The sequence below is a fragment of the Nonomuraea sp. NPDC049378 genome (genome assembly GCF_055586745.1).
Window position 1 is genome coordinate 203,491 of the sequence record NZ_JBVJHP010000017.1, and the last position, 23,534, is coordinate 227,024.

General features: G+C 75.6%; 2 protein-coding genes. One reads left to right on the forward strand and one right to left on the reverse strand.

Annotated features, from left to right (window positions below):
- Nucleotides 1–6: 6 nt before the first annotated feature.
- Nucleotides 7–22,569: a non-ribosomal peptide synthase/polyketide synthase gene (locus ACZ6SA_RS33740; RefSeq protein ID WP_465832751.1), complete on the forward strand. Its 22,563-nt coding sequence runs from the start codon at nt 7–9 to the stop codon at nt 22,567–22,569.
- Here ACZ6SA_RS33740 and ACZ6SA_RS33745 read toward each other — a convergent pair.
- Entirely contained in the window at nt 22,562–23,530 is a 969-nt protein-coding gene (locus ACZ6SA_RS33745; RefSeq protein ID WP_465832753.1) for an ABC transporter substrate-binding protein, read from the reverse strand. The two genes, ACZ6SA_RS33740 and ACZ6SA_RS33745, sit on opposite strands and share 8 nt — an antisense overlap.
- Nucleotides 23,531–23,534: the final 4 nt, after the last annotated feature.

The window sequence follows — 23,534 nt, forward strand, 5'->3', positions numbered from 1 at the left end:
GCAGCCATGGAAGCGAACTCTCCCGCCAGGATCACCACGATCGCGGACCTGTTCATCGACCAGGTGCGCCGGACCCCGCAGGCGCCGGCCGTCGTCGCGCCCGGCGTGCGGCTGACGTACGCGGAACTCGGCGCCAGCGTCTTCCAGCTGGCGCAGCACCTGCACAGGCAGGGGCTGCGCCCGGAGGAGGTCGTCGCCGTCTCGACACCGCGCTCCGCCGAGATGGTCGTCTCCGTCCTGGCGATCATGGTGGCGGGCGGCGCGTTCGTGCCCGTCGACCCGGCCTGGCCGCCGGCGCGCCGCCGCCAGGTCAGCGCCGAGGCGGGGGCGGCCCGCACGCTGGGCGTGCGGGAGGTGGATCTGGGCTCCTGGGGGTACGCCCACGAGCCCGCCGAGCCGCCGCCCGTGTCCGTCCAGGGCGGCCGGCTGGCGTACGTGATGTTCACCTCCGGCTCGACCGGCACCCCCAAGGGCGCCATGATCCGCCACGAGGCGATCAGCCACCGCCTGCTCTGGCAGGTGGAGGAGATCCTCGGCTTCGGTCCTGGCGACGCGTCCCTGTTCAAGGCGCCGCTGTCGTTCGACATCTCCGTCAACGAGATCCTGCTGCCGCTCGTGTCCGGCGGCTACGTGGTGATCGCGGAGCCCGGCGGCGAACGCGACCCCCAGTACCTGCTGGACCTGATCGCCCGCGAGGGCGTGACGTTCGTCTACCTCGTGTCGTCGATGCTCGACGTCCTGCTCGAGATGGCCCGCGGGACCTCGCTGCTGTCCGGGCTGAAGCACGTCTGGTGCGGTGGCGAGGTGCTCACCCCGGAGCTGTTCGACCGCTTCCGCGGCCAGCTCTCGACGACCCTTTACCACGGGTACGGCCCGGCCGAGGCCACCATCGGCGTCTCGCACGTCATCTACCGCGACACCGCCGAGCGCATCGCGACCTCCATCGGCCGCCCGAATCCGCACACGCGGCTGTACGTGCTCGACGAACGCCTGGAACAGGTGCCCCCGGGCACGGCCGGCGAGCTGTACGCCGCCGGGTTCCTGCTCGGCCGCGGCTACATCAACGCGCCCGCGCTCACCGGCGGCCGGTTCGTCGCCGACCCGTTCGCCGCGGACGGCTCCCGGATGTACCGGACCGGCGACCTCGCCAGGCAGGCCCCCGACGGCTCGCTGGAGTTCGTCGGCCGCGCCGACCACCAGGTGAAGATCCGCGGCATGCGGCTGGAGCTGGAGGAGGTCGAGGCCGCGCTCGCCACCCACCCGGACGTGCGGCAGGCCGCCGTCGTGGTGAGCGAGAACGGGCGGCGGCTCGTCGGGTACGCGAGGTCGAACGACGCCGTCCCGGCCGCCGAGCTGCGTGACTGGTGCGCCGGCCGGCTGCCGGCGTACATGGTGCCGGACGCGTACGTCGTCCTCGACCGCTTCCCCGTCACCGCCAACGGGAAGGTGGACCGGCAGGCACTGCCCCGGCCGGCCGAACCCGCGGCCGGCACGCGCGCGCCCCGCACCGAGCGCGAGCGCGTCCTGTGTGAGGTCTTCGCGCAGGTCCTGGGTGTGGCCGAGGTGGGGGCCGAGGACGACTTCTTCGCCCTGGGCGGCGACAGCATCGTCGCGATCGGCGTGGTCAGGCAGGCGCGGCGTGCCGGGCTCGCGGTACGCCCGCGCGACCTGTTCGCCCACCCCACCCCGGCCGCTCTGGCGGCCACGCTCACCGGCGTCGGCACCGCCTCGCCGCCCCCGGTGAGCGGGGTCGGCGAGGTGCCGCCGACGCCGATCACCGAGTGGCTCCAGGACCTCGGGCCGTCGATGGACGGCTTCTTCCAGTCGATGACCGTACGCACGCCCGCCGGGCTGACCGGCGACCAGCTGGAGAGCATGATCGACGCGGTGCTCGCCACCCACGACCTGCTGCGGGCGCGGACGACCGGCGCCGGCCGCTGGACGCTCACGGTGCGGCCACCGGGGCAGCCCAGGGCCGCCGAGGTGATCACCCGCGTCGAGACCGCGGCCGACCTGGAACGGCAGGTCGCCGCCGCCCCCGGACGGCTCGACCCGGCCGGCGGGCGCATGCTCGACCTCGTGTGGCTCGACGCCGGAGCGCGCGCCCAGGGGCGGCTCGCGATCGTGGTCCACCACGTGGTCGTGGACGGCGTGTCGCTGCGCATCCTCCTGGAGGACCTCGCCCAGGCCTGGCAGGCGGCGCGGGCGGGCCGTCCCGTCGAACTGCCCCAGGCGCCCACCTCGTTCCGGCAGTGGGCGACCCGGCTGCGGGAGTGCGACTTCAGCGCCGGCGAGGACCACTGGCGGCGTACCGCGGCGGCGCCCGACCCGATGATCGGCGAGCGGCCGCTCGATCCGCGGCGCGACGTGGTCGCCACGGAGCGGTCGCTCACGGTCGAGATCCCCGCCGCGATCGCCGGCCGCCTGCTCGGCCCGGTCCCCGCCGCCGTCCACGGCGGGGTGAACGACGTGCTGGTCGCCGCCGCGGCGCGCGCCCTGGTCCGCTGGCGCGGCTCCGGCCCGGCCGTGCTGCTGGAACTGGAGGGGCACGGGCGGGAGGAGGAGGCCGCCGGCGACGCCGACCTGTCGCGTACCTTCGGCTGGTTCACCACCCTCTTCCCCGCCGTGATCGACCCCGGCTCCGGGACGCCGGGCGAGGCGGTCAAGGCGGTCAAGGAACAGCTCCGCCAGGTACCGCAACGCGGGCTCGGCTACGGGGCGCTGCGCTACCTCGGGGACGGGCCGCGCCCTGACCTGGCCGTGGCGCCGCAGGTGCTCGTCCACTATCTCGGCCGCTTCGGCACCCCAGCCGGCGACCGGCCCCCCGGCCGCGCCGGCGACCCGCCCTTCGACCGTTCCCTCGACCGGGCCTCTGATCGCGCCGGCGACCGGTCCTCCGAGCGGCCTTCCGGTCGCGCCGGCGACTGGTCCGGTGATCCTGCCTCCGCTCGGGCCGAGGAGAGCGCCGGCGATCGGACCGGTGACTGGGCGCCTGCTGGTGGCGGCGAGATCGTGGTCGAGCGGCGCGATCCGCGCATGCCGCTGCCGCGCGTACTCGAGATCAACTCCGTCGCCGTCGACACGGCCGGCGGGCCGGTCCTGGCGACCACGTTCAGCTGGCCGGCGGGCGTGCTCGACGCCGGCCGCGTACGGGAGCTGGCCGCCCTGTGGACGCAGACCCTCACCGACATCGCCACCAGCGACACGGTCACCGGGCACACCCCGTCCGACTTCCCGCTCGTCCAGCTGGAACAGGCCGACGTGACCGCCATCGAGGCGGACACGCCAGGGCTGCAGGACGTGCTGCCGCTCTCGCCGCTGCAGACCGGCCTGTACTTCCACGCCACCCTCGACCCCGGCAGCGATCCGTACGTCGTCCAGCAGGTCATCGAGCTCACCGGGCCGATGGACGGCGAGCGCCTGCGCACCGCGGCCGAACGCCTGCTCGGCCGCCACCCCAACCTGCGCGCGGCCTTCCGCACCACCGGCGACGGGCAGGTGGTGTCGGTGATCGCGGGCCGTGCACAGGTGCCGTGGCGCAGCGAGGACCTCAGCGACGTCGACCTCGCCCAGCCCCTCCTGGAGGAGATCGCCGCGGCCGAGCGGTCGGCGCCGTTCGACCTCGCCCGGCCGCCGGCCATGCGTTTCGCGCTGGTGAAGCTCGGGCCGCGGCGGCACGCCCTCGTCCACACCGTGCACCACATCCTGGCCGACGGCTGGTCGGTGCCGCTGCTCCTGCGCGACCTGCTGGCCCTCTACGAGGACAGGCCGCTGCCCGAGCCGCCGCCCTACCGGGAGTTCCTGAGGATGCTCGCGGCGCAGGACACCGACACCGCGATCGAGGCGTGGGCCGAGGCCCTGTCCGGCGTTCGGGAACCGACCATGCTGGCCCGCGCGCTGGCCGGCGCGCAGACCAGCGCGCAGGCCGTCCCGCAGGCCGGCATGGCGGCTGGGGCGTTCGGCGGGCCCAGTGGCCAGACCGGTGGCCGGACCGGTGGCGGGTCCGGGGGTGGCGGGTTCGGCCGGGTCCGGCGGGAGCTGCCGGGCGATCTCGGCGACCGCCTGCGGGCATGGGCGCAGGGAAACGGGCTCACCGCCGGCTCGGTGCTCGCCGCGACCTGGGGGATCCTCGTCGGGCGGCTGACCGGGCGCGACGACGTGACGTTCGGCTCGGCCGTGTCGGGCCGCGCGTCTTCCGAACCGGCGGGCATCGACGCGATGGTCGGGCTGCTGATCAACACCGTGCCGGCGAGGGTACGCTGGCAGCCGGCCGACCCGCTGGCCGAGGTGCTGCGCCGCTTCGCGCGTACGCAACGCGAGGTGATGGAGCACGAGCACGTCCCGCTGGCCGCGCTGCACCGCCGGCTGGGCGTGACCGAGTTGTTCGACACCCTGGTGGTCGTCGAGAACCACCCGGAGCCCTCCGCAGAGCAGGGCGACCTCGCGATCGCCGGGATCGACACGATCGAGGCGCCCCACTATCCGGTGACGCTGATGGCCAAGCCCGGCGACCGGATCGTGCTCACGCTGACCCACGACCGGCGGCTGGTCTCCGCGACCTCGGCCGACCTGCTGATCGGGCAGTACGAGAGGCTGCTTGCCGCCCTCGCCGACGACGCCACGCTGACGTGCGGCCAGGTGGAGCTGGTGTCCGGCGAGCAGCGCCGGCACCTGCTGGCCGCCGGAACCGGAACCACCGCGGCAGTCCTGACCGCAGCCGATGCCGATGCCGATGCCGACGCCGGGACCGGCGCCGGGGCTGCGGGCGGTGGCGCCTCCGTGCTGGACCTGTTCGCCCGCCAGGTCGCGCAGCATCCCGCGCGCGCCGCCGTCATGTCCGCAGGGGTCACGCTCACCTACGCCGAGCTGGACGACCGGGCCCGGCGGGTGTGCGGCACGCTGGCCGCGGCCGGCGTACGGCGCGGCGACATCGTCGCGGTGGCGACGAGCCGTTCGGCGGACATGGCGGCGGCCCTGCTCGGCGTCATGCGGGCCGGGGCCGCCTACCTGCCCGTCGACCCCGGCTACCCGGCGGCCAGGATCGAGTTCATGCTCGGCGACGCGCGTCCGGCCTGCCTGCTCACCGACGAGGCGAACGCCAGGACGCTGCCCCCGCACGACCTGCCCTCCTTCACCGTCCGGGCCGCCGCCGCGGGCCAGGCCGCGGCGGGCACGCCCGTGACGCCGCCGGACGCGGTCTCCGTCGTCTACACCTCCGGCTCGACCGGCCGGCCGAAGGCGGTGGTGGGCACCCACGGAGCGCTCGCCGACCGGCTCGCCTGGGCGGCGGCCGCCTGGGATGCGCGTGTGCGGCTGGCCAAGAGCTCGCTGAGCTTCATCGACGGTACGACCGAGCTGCTCGGCGGGCTGGTCGCCGGGGCGACGACGGTCATCGCCGGCGACGGTGAGGCCACCGACGGGGCGGCGCTGGCCCGGCTCGTGGAGCGGTCGGGGGCGACCCAGCTGCTCGCCGTACCGAGCCTGGCCGCGGCGCTCGCCGACACGGCGCCCGAGCGGCTCGCCGCGCTCAACCGCTGGATCTGCAGCGGCGAACCGCTCGGCCGGGCCTGCGTACGCTCCCTGCGCCGGGCGTCGCCCGAGGCCAGGATCGTCAACTCCTACGGCTCGTCCGAGGTCGCGGGGGACGTGCTCCAGGGCGAGGTGGACCCGGGAGAGCCGGTGACGCTGGGCAGGCCGGTGCCGGGCACGCGGCTCTACCTGCTCGACTCCGCGCTCCAGCTCGTGCCGCCCGGCGCGCCCGGCGAGATCTACGTCGGCGGCGCGCAGCTCGCCCGCGGCTACCTGGGCCGGTCGGGGACGACCGCGGACCGGTTCGTGGCGGACCCGTTCGGCGACGGCGCCCGCCTCTACCGGACGGGAGACCTCGGCCGCTGGACGCCTGACGGGCGGGTCGAGTTCCTCGGCCGGGCGGACGACCAGGTGAAGATCAACGGTTACCGGGTCGAGCCGGGCGAGCTCGAAGCCGCGCTGATGCGCCGCGCCGGGGTCTGCGACGCGGCGGTCGCGGTCCGGGGAGGCGCGCTGCACGCGTACGTGGTGGCCGCGCCGGGCGAGGAGCTGGACCCCCAAGGGCTGCGCGCCCTGCTCCGCGCCGACCTGCCGCACTACCTGCTGCCCGCGACGGTGACGGTGCTGGACCGGCTGCCCGTGCTGCCCAACGGCAAGCGCGACCGCCGCGCGCTGCCCGACCCGGAACCCGGCGTCAGGGGCGGGCCGCCGCGGACCGCCGACGAGGCGATGATCTGCGCCCGCGCCGGCGGCCTGCTCGGCGTCGACGGTCTCGGCGTGCACGACGACTTCTTCACCGTCGGCGGCGACAGCATCCTCGCCATCCGCCTCGTCAGCCTGCTCGCCAGGGACGGCGTCGAGCTCACCACCGGGGACGTGTTCCGCCTGCGCACGCCCGCCGCCCTCGCCGCGTCCCTGCGGGAGGCGGAGCCGCCGGCCGAGGAGGGCGCGGAGGGCGAGCTCTGGCCGCTGTCGCCGCTCCAGCAGGGCGTCTACTACCAGGCGACCTTCGCCGACAGCACCAGCACCTACATCGCGCAGAACGTCTTCGACTTCGACCGGCGCGTCGACGTCCGCGCCATGACGGAGGCCTTCGCGGCGCTGCTGCGCCGCCACCCCACCCTGCGCGCGGGGTTCGCCGCCGACGGTGGCGCGCAGCTCGTCGCCGCGGACGTGCCCGCCGAGGTACGGGTCGTCGACCTGACGGAGCAGGACGGCCGGCTCGACGCGGTGACGCGGGCCGACCGGGAGGAGCCGTTCGACCTGGCCCGGCCGCCCCTGGTGAGGCTGACCGTCGTACGCCTGCGGGACGGGCGCGACCGGCTCCTGCTGACCTCGCACTTCCTGTTGTGGGACGGCTGGTCGCGCGAGCTGGTCCTGCGCGAGTTGTTCGCGCTCTACGGCTCGGGCGGCACGCGCGCCGCGCTCCCTCCGGCGGAGAGCACGTTCGCCGACTACCTCGCCTGGATCGGCACGCGCGACCGCGACGCCTCCGCGGCCGCCTGGCGGGCGGCCCTGTCGGGAGTCGACGGGCCGACCGTCCTGGCGCCGGAGGCCGCCGGCCGCGAACCGGTGCCGTCCGAACGCGTCCTCGCCGCGCTGCCCGCCGAGGTCACCACGCGGCTGGGCGAGCAGGCGGCCCGCGGCGGCGTCACGCTCAACGCGCTGCTGACCGCCGCGCTCGGCATCCTGCTCGGCTACGAGTCCGGCCGCCAGGACGTGGTGTTCGGCACGACCGTGGCCGGCCGCCCGGCCGAGCTGCCCGGCATCGAGAACGTGATCGGCCTGTTCCTCAACACGGTCCCCGCCAGGGTCGCGCCCTCGCCCGGCGCCACCGTGCTCGACCTGGCCCGCCGCGCCCAGGACGACCGCGTCGACCTGGCGCCGCACGAGTACCTCGGCCTCGGCGACATCCACCGCGCGTGCGGCCAGGAGCAGCTGTTCGACACGCTGTACGTGCTGCAGAACTTCCTGACCGACACCACGTTCACCGACCTGGAACGCGAGCACGGCATCGTCGGCGTGGACTACACCGACAGCACCCACTACCCGTTCACCTGGGTGCTCACCCCCGGCGCCAACCTGCGGATCAAGCTGGAGTACCGGCCCGACGTGCCCGAGCGCGACGCCCGGCGGATGGTGCGCCGGTTCACCCGGCTGCTGGCGACCCTGGCCGACGGCCTCGCCGTGCCGGTCGGCGCGCTCGACCTGATGCTCGACGAGGAGCGCGACGAGCTGGCCCGGCAGTGGGCGGCGGCCGAGCATCCGATCGGCACGGCGACGATCGCCGACCTGCTGGCCGAGCGGGCCCGCGCGTGCCCCGACGACGTGGCCCTCGTCTTCGGGGAGCGGCGACTGACCTACGCCGAGCTGGACGGCCGGATCAACCAGTGCGCCCGGCTGCTGCGCTCGCAGGGCGCGGGCCCCGGCGGGATCGTCGCGCTCGGGCTGCCCCGCGGCGTCGAGATGGTCGTCTCGCTCTTCGGCGTCCTGCGCGCCGGCGCCGCCTACCTGCCGCTGGAGCTCGACCATCCGCTCGACCGGCTGGCCGCCATGCTCGACGACGCCCGGCCCGTCCTCCTGGTCTGCGCCGACCCGGGCTCGGCGCTGGCCGAGCACCAGCGGCGGCTCGGCGGACGGTGCGTGCTCCCGGACCTGGACGGCTTCGCGGCCGGCCCGCTCACCGTGGACGTGCCGGGCGACCTGCCCGCCTACGTCATCTACACCTCCGGATCCACCGGCCGGCCCAAGGGAGTGGTGACGCCCTATCGCGGGCTGACCAACATGCAGCTCAACCACCGGGCCGAGATCTTCGGCCCGGCCGCGCGCCGGACCGGGCGGCAGCGGCTGCGCATCGCGCACACCGTGTCGTTCTCGTTCGACATGTCGTGGGAGGAGCTGCTGTGGCTGGTCGAGGGCCACGAGGTGCACATCTGCGACGAGGAGCTGCGCAGGGACGCCACCGCGCTCGTCGCGTACTGCCAGGCCAACGGGATCGACGTCGTCAACGTCACCCCGACGTACGCCCACCTGCTGTTCGAGGAGGGCCTGCTCGACGGCGGGCACGCCCCGTGCCTGGTGCTGCTCGGCGGCGAGGCCGTCAGCGAGAGCGTCTGGGAGCGGCTGAGCGAGCCGGACGGCCCCGAGGGATACAACCTGTACGGGCCCACCGAGTACACGATCAACACGCTCGGCGCGGGCACCCGCGACAGCGCCACCCCGACCGTGGGCCGTCCCATCTGGAACACCCGCGCGTACGTGCTGGACGGGTGGCTCCGCCCCGTGCCCGCGGGCGTGATCGGCGAGCTCCACGTGGCGGGCGCCGGCCTGGCGCACGGATACCTGCACGCCCCCGGGCAGACGGCCGCCCGCTTCGTCGCCGACCCGTTCGTGCCCGGCGGGCGCATGTACCGCACCGGTGACCTCGTACGCCGGCGCGAGGACGGCAACCTCGACTTCCTCGGCCGCGTCGACGACCAGGTGAAGATCCGCGGGTACCGGGTCGAGCTGGGCGAGGTCGAATCGGCGCTGTCGGCCCACCCGCGGGTGCGCCAGGCCGCCGTGGTCGCCCGCCCCGATCCCGCGGTGCCGGGGCTGAGGAAGCTGGTCGCGTACGTGATCCCGGCGCCCGGGGGCGCCCGCGACGAGCTCGCCGCCGCCCTGCGCGCGGCGCTGGCCGAGCGGCTGCCCGGCTACATGGTCCCCGCCCTGTACGGGGTGGTGGACGAGCTGCCGCTCACCGTCAACGGCAAGCTCGACGTGGCGGCGCTCCCCGAGCCCGTCGCGCCCGGCGGCGGCGCGCGGCAGGCGCCGCGCGGCGAGCGGGAACAGATCCTGGCGGCCATCTACGCCGAGGTCCTCGGCCTGGCCGAGGTCGGCGCCGACGACGACTTCTTCGCCATCGGCGGTGACAGCATCTCCTCGATCGCGGTGACGGGCCGGGCGCGCAGGGCGGGCATGAACCTCACCCCGCGCGACGTCTTCCGCCGCCGCACCGTGCGGGCGCTGGCCGCCGCCCTCCCGCACCCGCCGCCGGGGGAGGCGCGCGATCCCGGCGTGCCCGCGACCGGGGTCGTGCCGCTCACCCCGATGCTCGCCGAGACGATGCTGGCCCGCACGCCGTTGAAGCGCTTCTACCAGTCGATGGTCCTGCCGGTCCCCGCCGGCCTCGGCGCACGGCAGGTGGAACGGGCGGTACGGGCGCTCTGCGTCCGCCACGACCTGCTGCGGGCCAGGCTGGACCGCGACGGCGACACGTGGACGTTGTCGGTGCCGCCGCCGGAGGGGTTCGACGCGTCCGCGCTCTGCACGCGGCAGGAAGCACCCCGCACCGGGGAGGACGCCGGAGAGGACGCAGGGGAGGACGCCGAGGAGGTGGCCGGGCGGCTGGACCCGGAGCGCGGGATCATGCTGCAGGCGGTCTGGTCCGACGCCGGCCCCAACCCCGGTCACCTGCTGCTGGTCGTCCACCACCTGGTCATCGACGGCGTCTCCTGGCGCGTGATCGCCGACGACCTCGCCCGCGCCTGGGCCGACCTGGCGGCCGGCCGCGACCCCGCGCCGGACCCGGTGCCGACGTCCTTCCGCGCCTGGGCGTCGGCGATCCAGGACGCGCGTCCCTCCTTCCGGGACGAGGCCGGATACTGGCGCGACGTCCTGGCCACCGACGATCCGCCGCTGGGCGCCCGCCCGCTGGACCCCGCGGTCGACACGGCCGCCACCGTCCGGTCGCTGACCGTGTCCCTGCCCGTGGAGACGAGCGCGGCCCTGCTGGGAGCCGTGCCCGCCGCGATGCACGGCGGCGTCGACGACGTGCTGCTGACGGGCTTCGCCGTCGCGCTCGCCCGGTGGCGGCGCGTGCACGGGCGCGGCGACGGCTCCGCCGTGCTCCTCAGCCTCGAAGGCCACGGCCGCGACGGCGACCTCGCCGGCGGCGCCGACCTGTCGCGAACCGTGGGCTGGTTCACCGCCATCCACCCCGTACGCCTCGATCCCGGGCCGCTGAGCTGGGACGAGGTCACCGCGGCCGGCCCGGCGCTGGCCAGGGCCGCCAGGGCCGTCAAGGAGCAGCTGCGCGCGGTGCCGCGCAAGGGGTTCGGCCACGGTGTCCTGCGCCACCTCGACGGGCTCGATCTCCCGCAGCCGCCGCAGATCCTCTTCAACTACCTGGGCCGTTTCGCCGGCGGCGGCGAGACCCTGCGCGAGGGCGTCCACCCGGACAACCCCGCGATGGGGCTGGAGGTCAACGCCCTGGCCCAGGACGGACCGGACGGGCCCTCGTTCTCGGCCACGCTGTCCTGGCCGTCCGGCCTCATGGCGGACGGCGAGGTCGCCGACCTGGCCGGGTTGTGGCTGGCCGCGCTGACCGCCCTGACCCGCTGCGGCGACCTGGCCGGGCACACCCCGTCGGACTTCCCTCTGGTCGCGCTCACGCAGGAGGACGTCGACCGGTTCGCCGGCGCCCGCGACGTCCTGCCGCTGCTGCCGCTCCAGGAGGGCATGTACTTCCACGCGTCCTTCGGCGCCGGCCACACCGACACCTACGTGGTGCAGCAGGTGGCCGAGCTGTCCGGCCCGGTCGACCCGGCGGCGCTGCGCCGGGCGGTGACCGCGACGGTGCACCGCCACGACGCCCTGCGGGCGAGCTTCCAGGAGCTGGCCGACGGCCGGGTGGTCCAGGTGGTCGCCGGCACGGTCGAGGTGCCGTGGCGCACGGCCGACCTGAGAGGGCTGGACGCGGACGAGGCGCGCGAACGGCTGGCCGAGCTGGCCGCCGCCGAGCTGGCCGAGCCGTTCGACCTGGCGGCCGCGCCGCTGCTGCGCTACGCGCTGGTCTCGCTCGGCGACACCGACCACCGGCTCGTGGAGACCATGCACCACATCATCGCCGACGGCTGGTCGTACCCGCTGGTCTTCGGCGACGTCGTCGAGGCCTACGAGCGCGGCGCCGCGCTGCCCGCGCCCGTGGTGACGTTCCGCGATCACGTGGAGGCGGTGGCCGGGCTGGACCGGGCCGCCGCCCGCGAGGCGTGGGCCGCCGCGCTGGCCGGGGTCGGCTCCGGGACGCGCCTGTTCTCGGCCACGTACGCGGTGTCCAGGCACGCGAGCGTCCACCGCGAGCTGCCCGCCGGCCCGGTCGCCGCCTCGGCCCGCGAGCGGGGCGTGACGGTGAGCACCCTCGTGCACGCGGCGTGGGGCCTGCTGCTGGGCCGGCTGCTCGGGCGGGACGACGTGGTCTTCGGCTCCACGGTGTCCGGCCGCGGCGGGCGGCTGCCCGGCGTCGAGACCATCGTCGGCCTGCTGATCAACACCATCCCCGTGCCGATGTCCTGGCGGCCTGACGAGACCCTGGGGGAGATCCTCCACCGCCTGCACGGGCAGCAGGGCGACCTGCTCGACGCCCAGCACGTCGGCCTCGCCGAGCTGGCCCGGCTCGCGGGCGTCCGCGAGCTCTTCGACACCATGGTCGTGGTGGAGAACTTCCCCGCCGCGCGCGCGGGCGAGCGGTCCGGCCTGGCGCTGCGCGGCTTCACCGGCACGGACTCGCCGCACTACCCGGTCTCGCTGGTCGCCTTCCCCGGCGAGCGGCTCGCCCTGGAGATCAAGTACGACGTGGAGCTGGTCGGGGAGGAACGCGCCAGGACCCTGCTCGACCTCGTCACCCGGGTGCTCGACCAGCTCGTCACGGCCCCGGACACGCCTGTCTCGCGGCTGGCCCTGCTCACCGGCGCCGAACACGAGGCCGTCCCGTCCCGGCCCTCCGCTGCGCCGGCCGCCTCCTCGGCCGCCTCCTCGGCCGCCTCCTCGGCCGCCTCCTCGGCCGCCTCCTCGGCCGCCGGGGCGCCCGCGGGGACGCTGGCCGGCGCGTACGCCGCCGCCAGGCCCGAGCCCGCCGCGACCGCCGTGACCTGGCGCGACACCTCGCTCACCCACGCCGAGCTGGACGCCGCCGCCACGAGGCTGGCCCGGGTCCTGGCCGCCAGGGGAGTGGGGCCGGAGACGCGGGTCGCCGTGGCGCTGCCGCGTTCGGCCGGCCTCGTCGTCGCGTTGCTGGCCGTCGTCAAGGCGGGCGGCTGCTACGTGCCGCTGGACCTGGACGCCCCGGCCGCCCGGCTGGCCTTCATCCTGGACGACGCCGCGCCGGCGTGCCTGCTGACCGAGCCCGCCACGCTGGCGGAGCTGCCCGGGACCGGCGTGCCGATCGTGCTGCTGGACGACCAGCCGGACGACCGTGACGCCGCCCCTCTCATCCCGGCAGGGACGAACAACACGGCGTACGTCATCTACACCTCCGGCTCGACGGGGACGCCCAAGGGCGTCGAGGTGACGCACCGCAACGTGCTGTCGTTGTTCGCCGCGGCCGGCGAGCTGTTCGACTTCGGGGACGCCGACGTGTGGACGATGTTCCACTCCGCCGCGTTCGACTTCTCGGTGTGGGAGCTGTGGGGCGCGCTGCTGCACGGCGGGCGGCTGGTCGTCGTCGACCGGGAGGTGGCCCGCGACCCGCGGCGGTTCCTCGGCCTGCTGGAGCGCGAGCGGGTGACCGTGCTCAACCAGACCCCGTCGGCGTTCCACCCGCTGGCGGAGGCGGCGCAGGGCGAGCTCGCCCTCCGGTACGTCGTCTTCGGCGGGGAGGCGCTGGACACCTCCCGCCTGGCGTCGTGGCAGCGCCGCCACCCGGCCGCCCGGCTGGTCAACATGTACGGCATCACCGAGACCTGCGTGCACGTCACCTTCAGGGAGCTGACCCAGGACGACACCCGGGGCGAGCCGGCCGGCACCATCGGCGGGCCGCTGCCCGGCCTCGGCGTCCACCTGCTCGACCGCTACCTGCAGCCGGTTTCGCCGGGGGTGACGGGCGAGGTGTACGTGGCCGGCGACCAGCTGGCCCGCGGCTACCTCGGCCGCCCGTCGCTGACCGCCGCCCGCTTCGTGGCCGACCCGTCCACCCCCGGCGGCCGCCTCTACCGCAGCGGCGACCTCGCACGCCGGACTCCCGGCGGCGACCTCGTCTACATGGGGCGGGCCGACCAGCAGGTGAAGGTACGCGGCTACCGCATCGAGCTCGGCGAGATCGAGGCCGCGCTGCTGGCGCTGGACGGCGTCGCCGGCGCCGCGGCGGCCGTGCGCGAGGACCGGCAAGGCCGGCGGCGGCTGGTGGCCTACGTGGTCGCCCGGCCGGGCACGCGGATCGACGTGGACGCGGCGCGGTCGCACCTGTCGCGGTCGCTGCCCTCGTACGCGGTCCCGGCGGCCGTCGTCCCGCTGGAGGCGCTGCCGCTCACGGTCAACGGCAAGCTGGACAGGGACGCGCTGGCCGCCGTCCCGCTCACGGCGACCGCCGCCCGTACGCCCGCCCCGGCACCCGCCGCCCGCACCGCGGCCTCCGCGTCGGCGCCGGCCGGCGGGGACGCGGAGGCGGCGCTGTGCGCGCTGTTCGACGAGGTGTTGCAGGTGGACGCGGCCGGCCCCGACGACGACTTCTTCCACCTCGGCGGTGACAGCATCATCGCCATCCAGCTGGTGAACCTCGCCAGGCGCCGGGCGCTGCACCTGTCACCGCAGGACGTGTTCGTCCGCAGGACCCCGGCCGCCCTCGCCCGCGCCCTGGGCTCCGATGCCGGGCCCGCCGCGCCGGAGAACGCCGCGTCCGACGGCGTCGGCGAGATCATGCTCATGCCGGTCGTGCACCGGCTGGCCGAGCTGGGCGGCACGATCTCCCGGCTCAACCAGGCCGAGCTGCTCCGCACCCCGCCGGGCATGACACGCGAGCAGGCCGCCCGGCTGATCCGCGCGCTCGCCGACCGGCACGACGCGCTCCGCCTGAAGCTCAGCAGGCCCTCGCCGCTGCTGTGGTCGCTGGAGGCCCGTCCGGCCGGCGACCCGCCGGAGCCCGGCGTGCTGGCGGTCGACGCGACCGGGCACGACGACGACGGCCTGCGCGCGCTCATCGCCGCCGAGTCCGACGCCGCCGCCGGCCGGCTCGACCCGGACGCCGGCCGGATGCTCCAGGCGGTGTGGTTCGACCGGGGGCCGCACCGGCAGGGCAGGCTCCTGATCGTCGCCCACCACCTCGCCGTGGACGGGGTGTCCTGGCGCATCCTCGTCGACGACCTGCGGCAGGGGTGGGACGCCGTCGCCGTGGGGGAGCGGCCCGCGCTCGACCCGGCCGGCACCTCCCTGCGCGCCCACGCGCGGGCGCTGACCGAGAACGCCGCCCAGGCGGCCAGGCTGGCGGAGTTCGAGCACTGGGCGGACACGCTGCGCCCGGGCGGCGAGCTCGACCCGGCCGCCCCGGCCGTCGGGCTCACCGTCGGGCTGACCGTCGGGGCCACCCGCGACCACGTGCTCCGCCTGCCGCCCGACGTGACGGAGCCGCTGCTCACCACCGTCCCGGCCGCGCAAGAAGGGGACGTCACCGGGACGCTCGTCGCGGCGCTGCACGCCGCGGTCGCCCGCTGGCGCTCCGCGCGCGGCCTGGACACGGACGCGCCGCTGGTGCTCGACCTGGAACGGCACGGCCGCGCCGGCGACGCGGGCCTGTCCAGGACGGTCGGCTGGTTCACCGCCATCGCCCCCGTACGCCTGCCCGGCGGCCAGGCCACGCCCGGCGAGGTGCGCGAGGCGGTGCGGGCGGCGCCCGACGGAGGGCTCGGGTTCGGGCTGCTGCGGTACTGCAACCCGCGGACCGCCGCCGCGCTCGCCCGGCTCGGCACGCCCCAGCTGCTGTTCAACTACCTCGGCAGGTTCCCCGCCGGGGGGACGCGCGACTGGGACACCGCGCCGGAGGCCGCGGCGCTGCGCGTGGCCCCCGACCCTGACCTGGGGACCCCGTACCTGCTGGAGATCAACGTCGCCTGCCACGACACCCCGGACGGTCCCGAGCTGCACGCGGTGTTCACGTACGCGGAGGGCGGGCTGGGCGCGGACGACGCCCGCCTGCTCGCCGACGGCTGGGGCGCCGCGCTGCGCGACCTGGCCGCGGGCCGTCAGGCCGGGCCGGAGCAGTGGGCGCTGTCGCCGCTGCAGGAGGGGCTGTTCTTCCAGGCGCGCTACGCCGGCGACGCCGACGTGTACGTGGCGCAGAACGCCTTCGACTTCGCCACCCGCCTCGACCTGCCGGCCCTCCGCCTGGCGTACGCGGCCCTCCTCGACCGCCATCCCACGCTGCGTCTCGGCTTCACCGCCGGCGAGGGGCACCGTCCCGTGGCGGTGGTCGGCACCGGCCTCGACGCCGCCGTCGGCGTGGTCGACCTGTCCGCGGACGGCTCCGGGCTGCCCGAGGTGATGGCGGAGGACCGCAGGCGGCCCTTCGACCCGGCCTGCCCGCCGCTGTGCCGCCTGACCGTGGTCCACCTGCCGGGCGGGCGCGACCGCCTGGTCCTCACGTACCACCTGCTGCTGTGGGACGGCTGGTCGCGCGAGCTGGTGCTGCGCGAGCTGTTCGCCCTGTACGACTCCCGCGGCGAGCGCGGCGCCCTCCCCACGGGCGGGGCGACGTTCACCGACTACCTCGCCTGGCTGGACCGCCAGGACGCCGGGGCCGCGGGCAGCGCGTGGGCGCGGGCCCTGGCCGGCGTGGAGCCCACCGTCCTGTTCCCGGCGGCGGCGGGTACCGCCCCCGTGCCGGCGACCAGCCTGTCGGCGCGGCTGACGGAGGAGCAGACCCGGCAGGTCACCGACCGGGCCCGCCGCTGCGGCGTGACGCTCAACGCGATGCTCACCACCGCCCTCGGCATGGTGCTGGCCCACGCGTCGGGCCGCCGCGACGCCGTGTTCGGCACGACGGTCGCCGGGCGGCCGACCGAGCTGGACGGCATCGAGTCGGTGATCGGGGTGTTCCTCAACACCGTGCCGGCCGTGGTCCGGCTCGCCCCCGGCGATCGCGCGCTGGACGTCATGGAGCGGGTCCAGGCCGAGCGCGTGGAGCTGATGCCGTACGAACATCTGGGACTCGGGGACATCCAGCGGGCGGCGGGCCGCGGCGCCCTGTTCGACAGCCTCTACGTGCTGCAGAACTTCCTCGACGACGACACCTTCACCGACCTGGAGGAGGCGCACGGCGTCGTCGGCGTGTCCAGCGTGGACGCCACGCACTACCCGCTCACGTGGGTGGTCACCCCCGGCGCGCGGCTCACCCTGCGGCTGGAGTACCGGGGAGACGTCGTGGCGCGGGAGCAGGCGCAGGCCCTGCTGGCCCGGCTGGAGCACGTCCTGCTCCGCCTCACCGCCGACCCCCGGGCGACCGTGGCCGACGTGCCGCTGCTCCCGGCGGGGGAGAGCACCTCCATGGACGGGGTCACCGGGCCCGTCGGCGAGGACACGATCGCCGACCTCCTGGCGGCCCAGGCCGGCAGGACCCCGCACCGGCCCGCGCTCACCTTCGAGGACCGGACCCTGACCTACGCCGAGCTCGACGCGCGGGTGAACCAGATCGCGCGGTCGCTGCTGGCCGGGGGCGCGGCGCCGGAGAAGATCGTCGCGCTCGCGGTGCCCCGCTCCGTCGACATGGTCGCCGCGCTGTTCGCCGTGCTCCGCACCGGGGCGGCGTACCTGCCGCTCGAACTCGACCACCCCGACGAGCGGCTGCTCGCGATGCTGGCCGACGCCGGGCCGGTCCTGCTGGTCACCACGCGGGGGGTGGCGCCCAGGTTCGCCTCCCACCCCGTGGCCGGGCTGCTCCTGGACGACGTGTCGGGGCCCACCGGCCCGGTCGACGTCCCCCGCACGGCGGGACGGCTCGACCATCCCGCGTACGTCATTTACACCTCAGGCTCCACCGGCCGTCCCAAGGGAGTGGTCACGCCGTACCGCGGCCTGACCAACATGCAGCTCAACCACCGCGAGGCGATCTTCACGCCGACGGTCGCGGCGGCCGGCGGCCGGGTCCTCACCATCGCCCACACCGTCTCGTTCTCCTTCGACATGTCGTGGGAGGAGCTGCTGTGGCTGGTCGAGGGCCACCACGTGCACGTCTGCGACGAGGAGCTGCGCAGGGACGCCACGGCGCTCGTCGCCTACTGCCACCGCCACCGCGTCGACGTGGTGAACGTGACGCCCACCTACGCCCGGCACCTGCTCGACGAGGGACTCCTCGACGGGCCCCACCGGCCGCCCCTGGTGCTCCTGGGCGGCGAGGCGGTGCCCCAGTCGTTGTGGTCGGAGCTGCGCGAGGCCGAAGGCGTGCACGGCTACAACCTCTACGGACCGACCGAGTACACCATCAACACGCTCGGCGCGGGCACCGCCGACAGCGCCACCACCACGGTCGGGCGGCCGATCCGCAACACCCGCTGCCACGTACTCGACGCCTTCCTCCGCCCGGCTCCCGTCGGGGAGCTCTACATCGCCGGCGCCGGGCTGGCCCGCGGCTACCTCGGCCGCCCCGGGATGAGCGCCGGGAGGTTCGTGGCCGACCCGTTCGTGCCCGGCGGGCGCATGTACCGGACCGGCGACCTGGTCCGCGTCCGCGGCGACGGCAACCTCGACTTCCTCGGCCGCACCGACGACCAGGTCAAGATCCGCGGCCACCGGGTGGAGCCGGGCGAGGTGGAGGCGGCCGTCACCGCCCGGCCGGGCGTCCACCAGAGCGCCGTGCTCGCCGTGCCCGACCAGGCGGGGGGCGGCCGGCTGGTGGCCTACCTCGTCCCCGACCGCCCGGTCGACCCCGACGCGCTGGCCGCCGAGGTGCATCGCGAGCTGAGGGCCGCACTTCCCGGCCACATGGTGCCGGCGGCGTACGCGGTCGTGGACGCGCTGCCGCTCACCGTCAACGGCAAGCTGGACACCGCCGCGCTGCCCCCGCCCCGCGCGCTCGCCTCCAGCTCCCGGCCGCCCGCGAACGAGCGGGAACGGCTGCTGTGCGCGCTGTTCCGCCAGGCCCTCGGCGACGGCGAGGAGGTGCGGCCCGAGGACGACTTCTTCGACAGGGGCGGCCATTCGCTGCTGGCCATCCGGCTGCTCGGCCTCGTCCGGGCCGCGACGGACGCCGACCTGTCGCTGCGCGACCTGTTCGACGCGCGTACCCCCGCCCGGCTCGCCGACCGCCTCGCGGACCGCCTGGCGGAGGTGGCGGCTCTGCCTGCCGGCCTGCCGGCGAGCCCTTCAGGAGGTTCAGCGGCGAGCCTCTCAACGGGTGCAGCGGCGGGTCCGGCGGCGGGGAACGCGAGGCCCGCGCTCGTCCGCCGGCCGCGCCCCGACCGCGTGCCGCTGTCGCCCGCGCAGGAGCGGCTCTGGCTGCTCCAGCAGCTGGACCCCGCCTCGACCGCCTACACCTACCCGCTGCTCGTCCGCCTGCGCGGCGGCGTCGACGCCGCCGCCCTGCGGGCGGCGCTCCGTGACGTGGCGGGCAGACACGAGGTCCTGCGCACGGTCATCGACGAAGGGCCCGCCCAGCGGGTGCTGGCCGAGCCCCGCATCGACCTGGCCGTCGTCCGCCGCGCCACGGCCGCTCCGGCGCTCGCCGAAGCGCTCGCCCGCCCCTTCGACCTGGCCGCAGAACCGCCGCTGCGGGCCACCCTGATCGAGGAGCAGGACACCGGCGACACGGTGCTGGCCCTGGTGATGCACCACATCGCGATGGACGAGTGGTCCGACGGCCCGCTGCTGCGGGACCTCGGCGCCGCCTACGCCGCCCGGCTGGCCGGGCACGCCCCCGGCTGGGAGCCGCTGCCCGTGCAGTACGCCGACTACGCGCTCTGGTCGCGGCTCGACCACCGGCACGACGACGACCGCGCCTACTGGGAACGGCGGCTGCGCGGCCTGCCCACCCGCATCACCCTGCCCGCCGACACACCCGTCGACACGCCCGTCGACACGCCCGCCCTGCCTGCCGGCCTGCCCGGTCACGGGGCCTCGCAGGCCCGCGGCTCCCGGCCTGCCGGGCAGGTGACCGCCGAGCTGCCGCCCGAGCTGGTCAACGCGCTGCGCGGGCTGGGACGGGCCGGGTCGGCCAGCATGTTCATGGTGCTGCACGCGGCGCTCGCCACCCTGCTGTCCCGCCTCGGCGCCGGCACCGACATCCCGATCGGCACCCCCACCTCGGGCCGTGCCGACCCCGCGCTGGGCGACCTCGTCGGCTTCTTCGTCAACACCGTCGTGCTGCGTACGGACCTGTCCGGCTCGCCCACGTTCACCGAGCTGATCCGCCGGGTGCGCGAGAGCGACCTGGCCGCGTTCGAGCACGCGCACCTGCCCTTCCAGCAGGTGGTGGAAGCGGTCAACCCGGCCCGGGCGCAGGGCCGCAACCCGCTGTTCCAGGTGATGCTCGGCTACCTGCACCGGCCGGCCGGCCGCGACACCCTGCTCGGCCTGCCGGTGGGGGAGGCGCCCGCGGTCGCCGCCGATCCCAAGGTGGACCTGAACGTCACCTTCGTCGACGGAGAGCCGTTCGAGGTGATCCTCGAGTACGACGCCGGCCGGTTCCGGCCCGAGACGGCGCGGCGGCTCGTCGAGCGTCTCCTCGTCCTGCTCGGCGAGGTCGCCGCCCGGCCGGACGAGCCGGTCGAGACCGCCGGCGTGCTCGCGGAGCGAGACCGGGCCGACCTGGCCCGGTGGCAGGACGGCGGGCCGCCGCGGGCCGGCGGGTCCCTGTGGTACGAACGCTTCTCGGCGCAGGCACGGCGCACCCCCGACGCGGACGCCTGCGTCTTCGAGGGCGAGACGATGAGCTACGCCGAGCTCGACGCCGCCTCCGACGCCTTCGCCGCCCGGCTCGGCGGCCTCGGCCCCGAGGACCTCGTCGGGATCGCCCTGCCGCGCTCGGCCGGGCTGCTGGTGGCCGTGCTGGGCGTGGCCAAGGCGGGGGCCGCCTACCTCCCCCTCGACCCCGCGTTCCCCGCCGAACGGCTGCGTTTCATGGTGGCCGACGCGCGACCGGCGGCGATCGTGGTGGACGACCGGACCCGCGAGCTCTTCCCCGAGGGCATCACGCTCGGCGGCGGGCCCGCGTCCTTCGTTCCGCCGCCGCGCGACCCCCGCTCGGCCGCGTACGTCATCTACACCTCCGGCTCCACCGGCCGCCCGAAGGGCGTGGTCGTGACCCAGCACGACCTGGAGTGTTTCCTCGGCGCCCTCCCGGTGGCCGGGCCGGGCGAGCGGCTGCTCGCCGTGACGACGCTCTCCTTCGACATCTCCGTCCTGGAGCTGATGGGGCCGCTGCAGGCGGGGGGCTGCGTGGTGCTGGCCTCCGGCGCGCAGGTACGCGACCCGAACCTGCTGGCCGGGCTGCTCCGTGCGGAGCGGATCACCGTCATGCAGGCCACGCCGTCGTTGTGGTCCACCCTGTCGCCCGACGTCCATCCGGCCCGCGTCGATCAGCCCGGCGTCGATCTGGGCGGTGTCGATCTGGGCGGGGTGCGCGTCCTGGTCGGCGGCGAGGCGCTGCCGCCCGTCCTGGCCCGCGAGCTGACCGCGCGCGCCGCCTCCGTGACCAACGTGTACGGCCCGACCGAGGTGACCGTGTGGGCCACCGCCGCGACCGTCCGCCGGGACGAGCCTCCCACGCTCGGCCGGCCGCTGCCGGGAACGACCGCGTACGTCCTGGATCCGGCGCTGCGCCCGGCACCTCCCGGCGTCGCCGGTGAGCTGTACCTCGGTGGGGCCCAGGTCACCCGCGGTTACCTGCGCCGCCCCGGTCTCACCGTGTCCAGGTTCGTCGCCGACCCCTTCACCGGCGGGCGGATGTACCGTACCGGCGACCTCGCCCGCTGGAACGGCGACGGCGAGCTGGAGTTCCTCGGCCGGGCCGACCAGCAGGTCAAGGTGCGCGGTTTCCGCATCGAGCCGGGCGAGGTCGAGGCGGTCGCGGCGACCTGCCCGGGCGTGTCGCGGGTCGCGGTCGCCGCCCGGCGGGACCGGCTCGTCGTGTACGTCACCGCCCCCGCTCCCGCGCTGCGCGACCATCTCGCGCGGCGGCTGCCCTCCTGGATGGTGCCCGCCGCGGTCGTCGTCCTCGACGCGTTGCCGCTCACCCCGAACGGCAAGGTGGACCGCGCGGCCCTGCCCGAGGTGGACGTCGCGCCGGCGGCCACCCGGGCCGAGCCGCGCACGCGTACCGAGGAGGCCGTCTGCGCCGTCCTGGCGGAGGTGCTGGGCGTCGGCCCGGCCGGCTCCGTCGGCGTCGACGACGACTTCTTCGCCCTCGGCGGCCACTCACTCCTGCTCGTGCGCCTGGCGGCCGCCCTGCGCGCCCGGCTGGGCGCGGACATCCCGGTCGCGGAGCTGTTCGCCGCTCCCACCGCGGCCGCCCTGGCCAGGCGGATCAGCGGCGGCGTTGCCACGTCCGACGCCATGGCGGAACTGCTGACCCTGCGGCCGGGCGACGGCACCCGGCCGCCGCTGTTCTGCTTCCCGCCCGCCAGCGGGCTGAGCTGGCCGTTCGCCCCGCTCAAGCGCCACCTGCCGGAGGGCGTCCCCCTGTACGGCCTGCAGTCGCCCCGCCTGAGCCGCGAGAGCGGCCTGCCCGCGACCATGGACGAGCTCGCAGCGGAGTACGCCGGCCTCATCGCCGGGGTGGCCCCGGACGGGCCGGTCGCCCTGCTGGGGTGGTCGTTCGGCGGCGCGGTCGCGCACAAGGTGGCGGTGCGGCTGGCGGCCGAGGGCCGCGACATCCACCTCCTCGGCATGCTCGACACGCCGGTGGAGGTGCCGGGGGTCGCGGGGGACGTCGCCGCGCTGCTGGCCGAGATGGGGTACCGGGTGCCGGACGAGCGCATGTCCGCCGCGGACGCCGTCGCCTTCCTGCGCGGCATGGGCGACGGCGTCGCGGTGCTGGAGGACGAGCAGATCGAGCGGGTCGTGGAGAGCTATCTGGCCGGGGACCGCATGATGGAGCGGGCCACGTACGACGTCTACCCCGGCGACGTGCTCTTCGTCGACGCGACCGTGCCCGAGCAGGGGTTCGCCGGCGCGGCCTCGGAGCGGTGGAGGCCGTACGTGGCGGGGGAGCTGCGCGTGGTCGCGGTGGGGTGCCGGCATTCCGAGCTGCTGGACGCCGGCACCCTGGAGATCCTCGGGCCGCTGCTGGCCCGCCTCATGTGACGGCGGACAGGTCCTTGACCGGGGTCGAGGAGTCCATGTCGACGGCGTTCGCGAGCTGCGGCACGAGCACGTCGAGCGCGTAGAGCAGCGCGTCCGGCCCGCTGTAGGACAGCGCGCCGCCGAGCGGGGTGGAGAAGTCCGTGTAGATCGTGCGGTCGGTCTTGACCACCTTCAGGCGGGAGAAGACCGGCGACTCCAGCATCGTGGCCTTGGTCGCGCCGTTGACGAACAGCACGTCCCTGTCGAGCAGGTCGAGCCGCTCCTCGCTGATCTCCTCCGACTCGCTCTGGGCGGCGAAGCCGAGCGCGTCGAACAGCGCGCGGCGGGGGTCGCGGGCCGGGATCAGCCAGTGCTGCCCGTTCTCCGGCCCGAAGTCCACCACGAGGACCTTCCCGGCGAACTCGGGATGCGCCTGCTTCGCCTCGGCGATCTTCGCGTTGACCTTGTCGACGAGCGCCTGCGCCTCGGCGGACCTGCCCAGCGCCTTGCCCGTGGTGAGCGTCTGGACGTCCCACGGCGTCTGCTCGTCGGCGTGGTCGCCCGACTGGATCACCGTGGGCGCGATCTGGGAGAGCTTGTCGTACGTCTCCTTGTTGACGGTCTCGTAGATGGCGATGATGAGGTCGGGCCGCTGCTTGATGATGGCCTCGAAGTTCAGCTCCGCAGAGAACGTGGACAGCTGCCTGCCGCCCAGCGCCGCCTTGACCCACGGGAAGCTCGTGTACTCGTCGAACCACGCGCGCGTGCTGACCGGCACCACGCCCAGCGCGAGCGCGAAGTCCTGATCGTTCCAACCGACGGTGACGACCCGGGACGGCCTGGCCTCGATCGTGGTGCTGCCGAACTTGTGGTCGATGGTGACCGGGAAGGCGGGATCGGCGGGCGCGGCGGCCCGCGGCGCCCCGGCCTGCGTTCCCGCCGAGCAGGAGATCAGCGAAGCCGCCAGGAGAAGGCCTGACACGGTG

Coding starts and splice junctions, on each gene's coding strand:
- ACZ6SA_RS33740 (WP_465832751.1), top strand. CDS start 7: ATGGAAGCGAACTCTCCCGCCAGGATCACCACGATCGCGGACCTGTTC.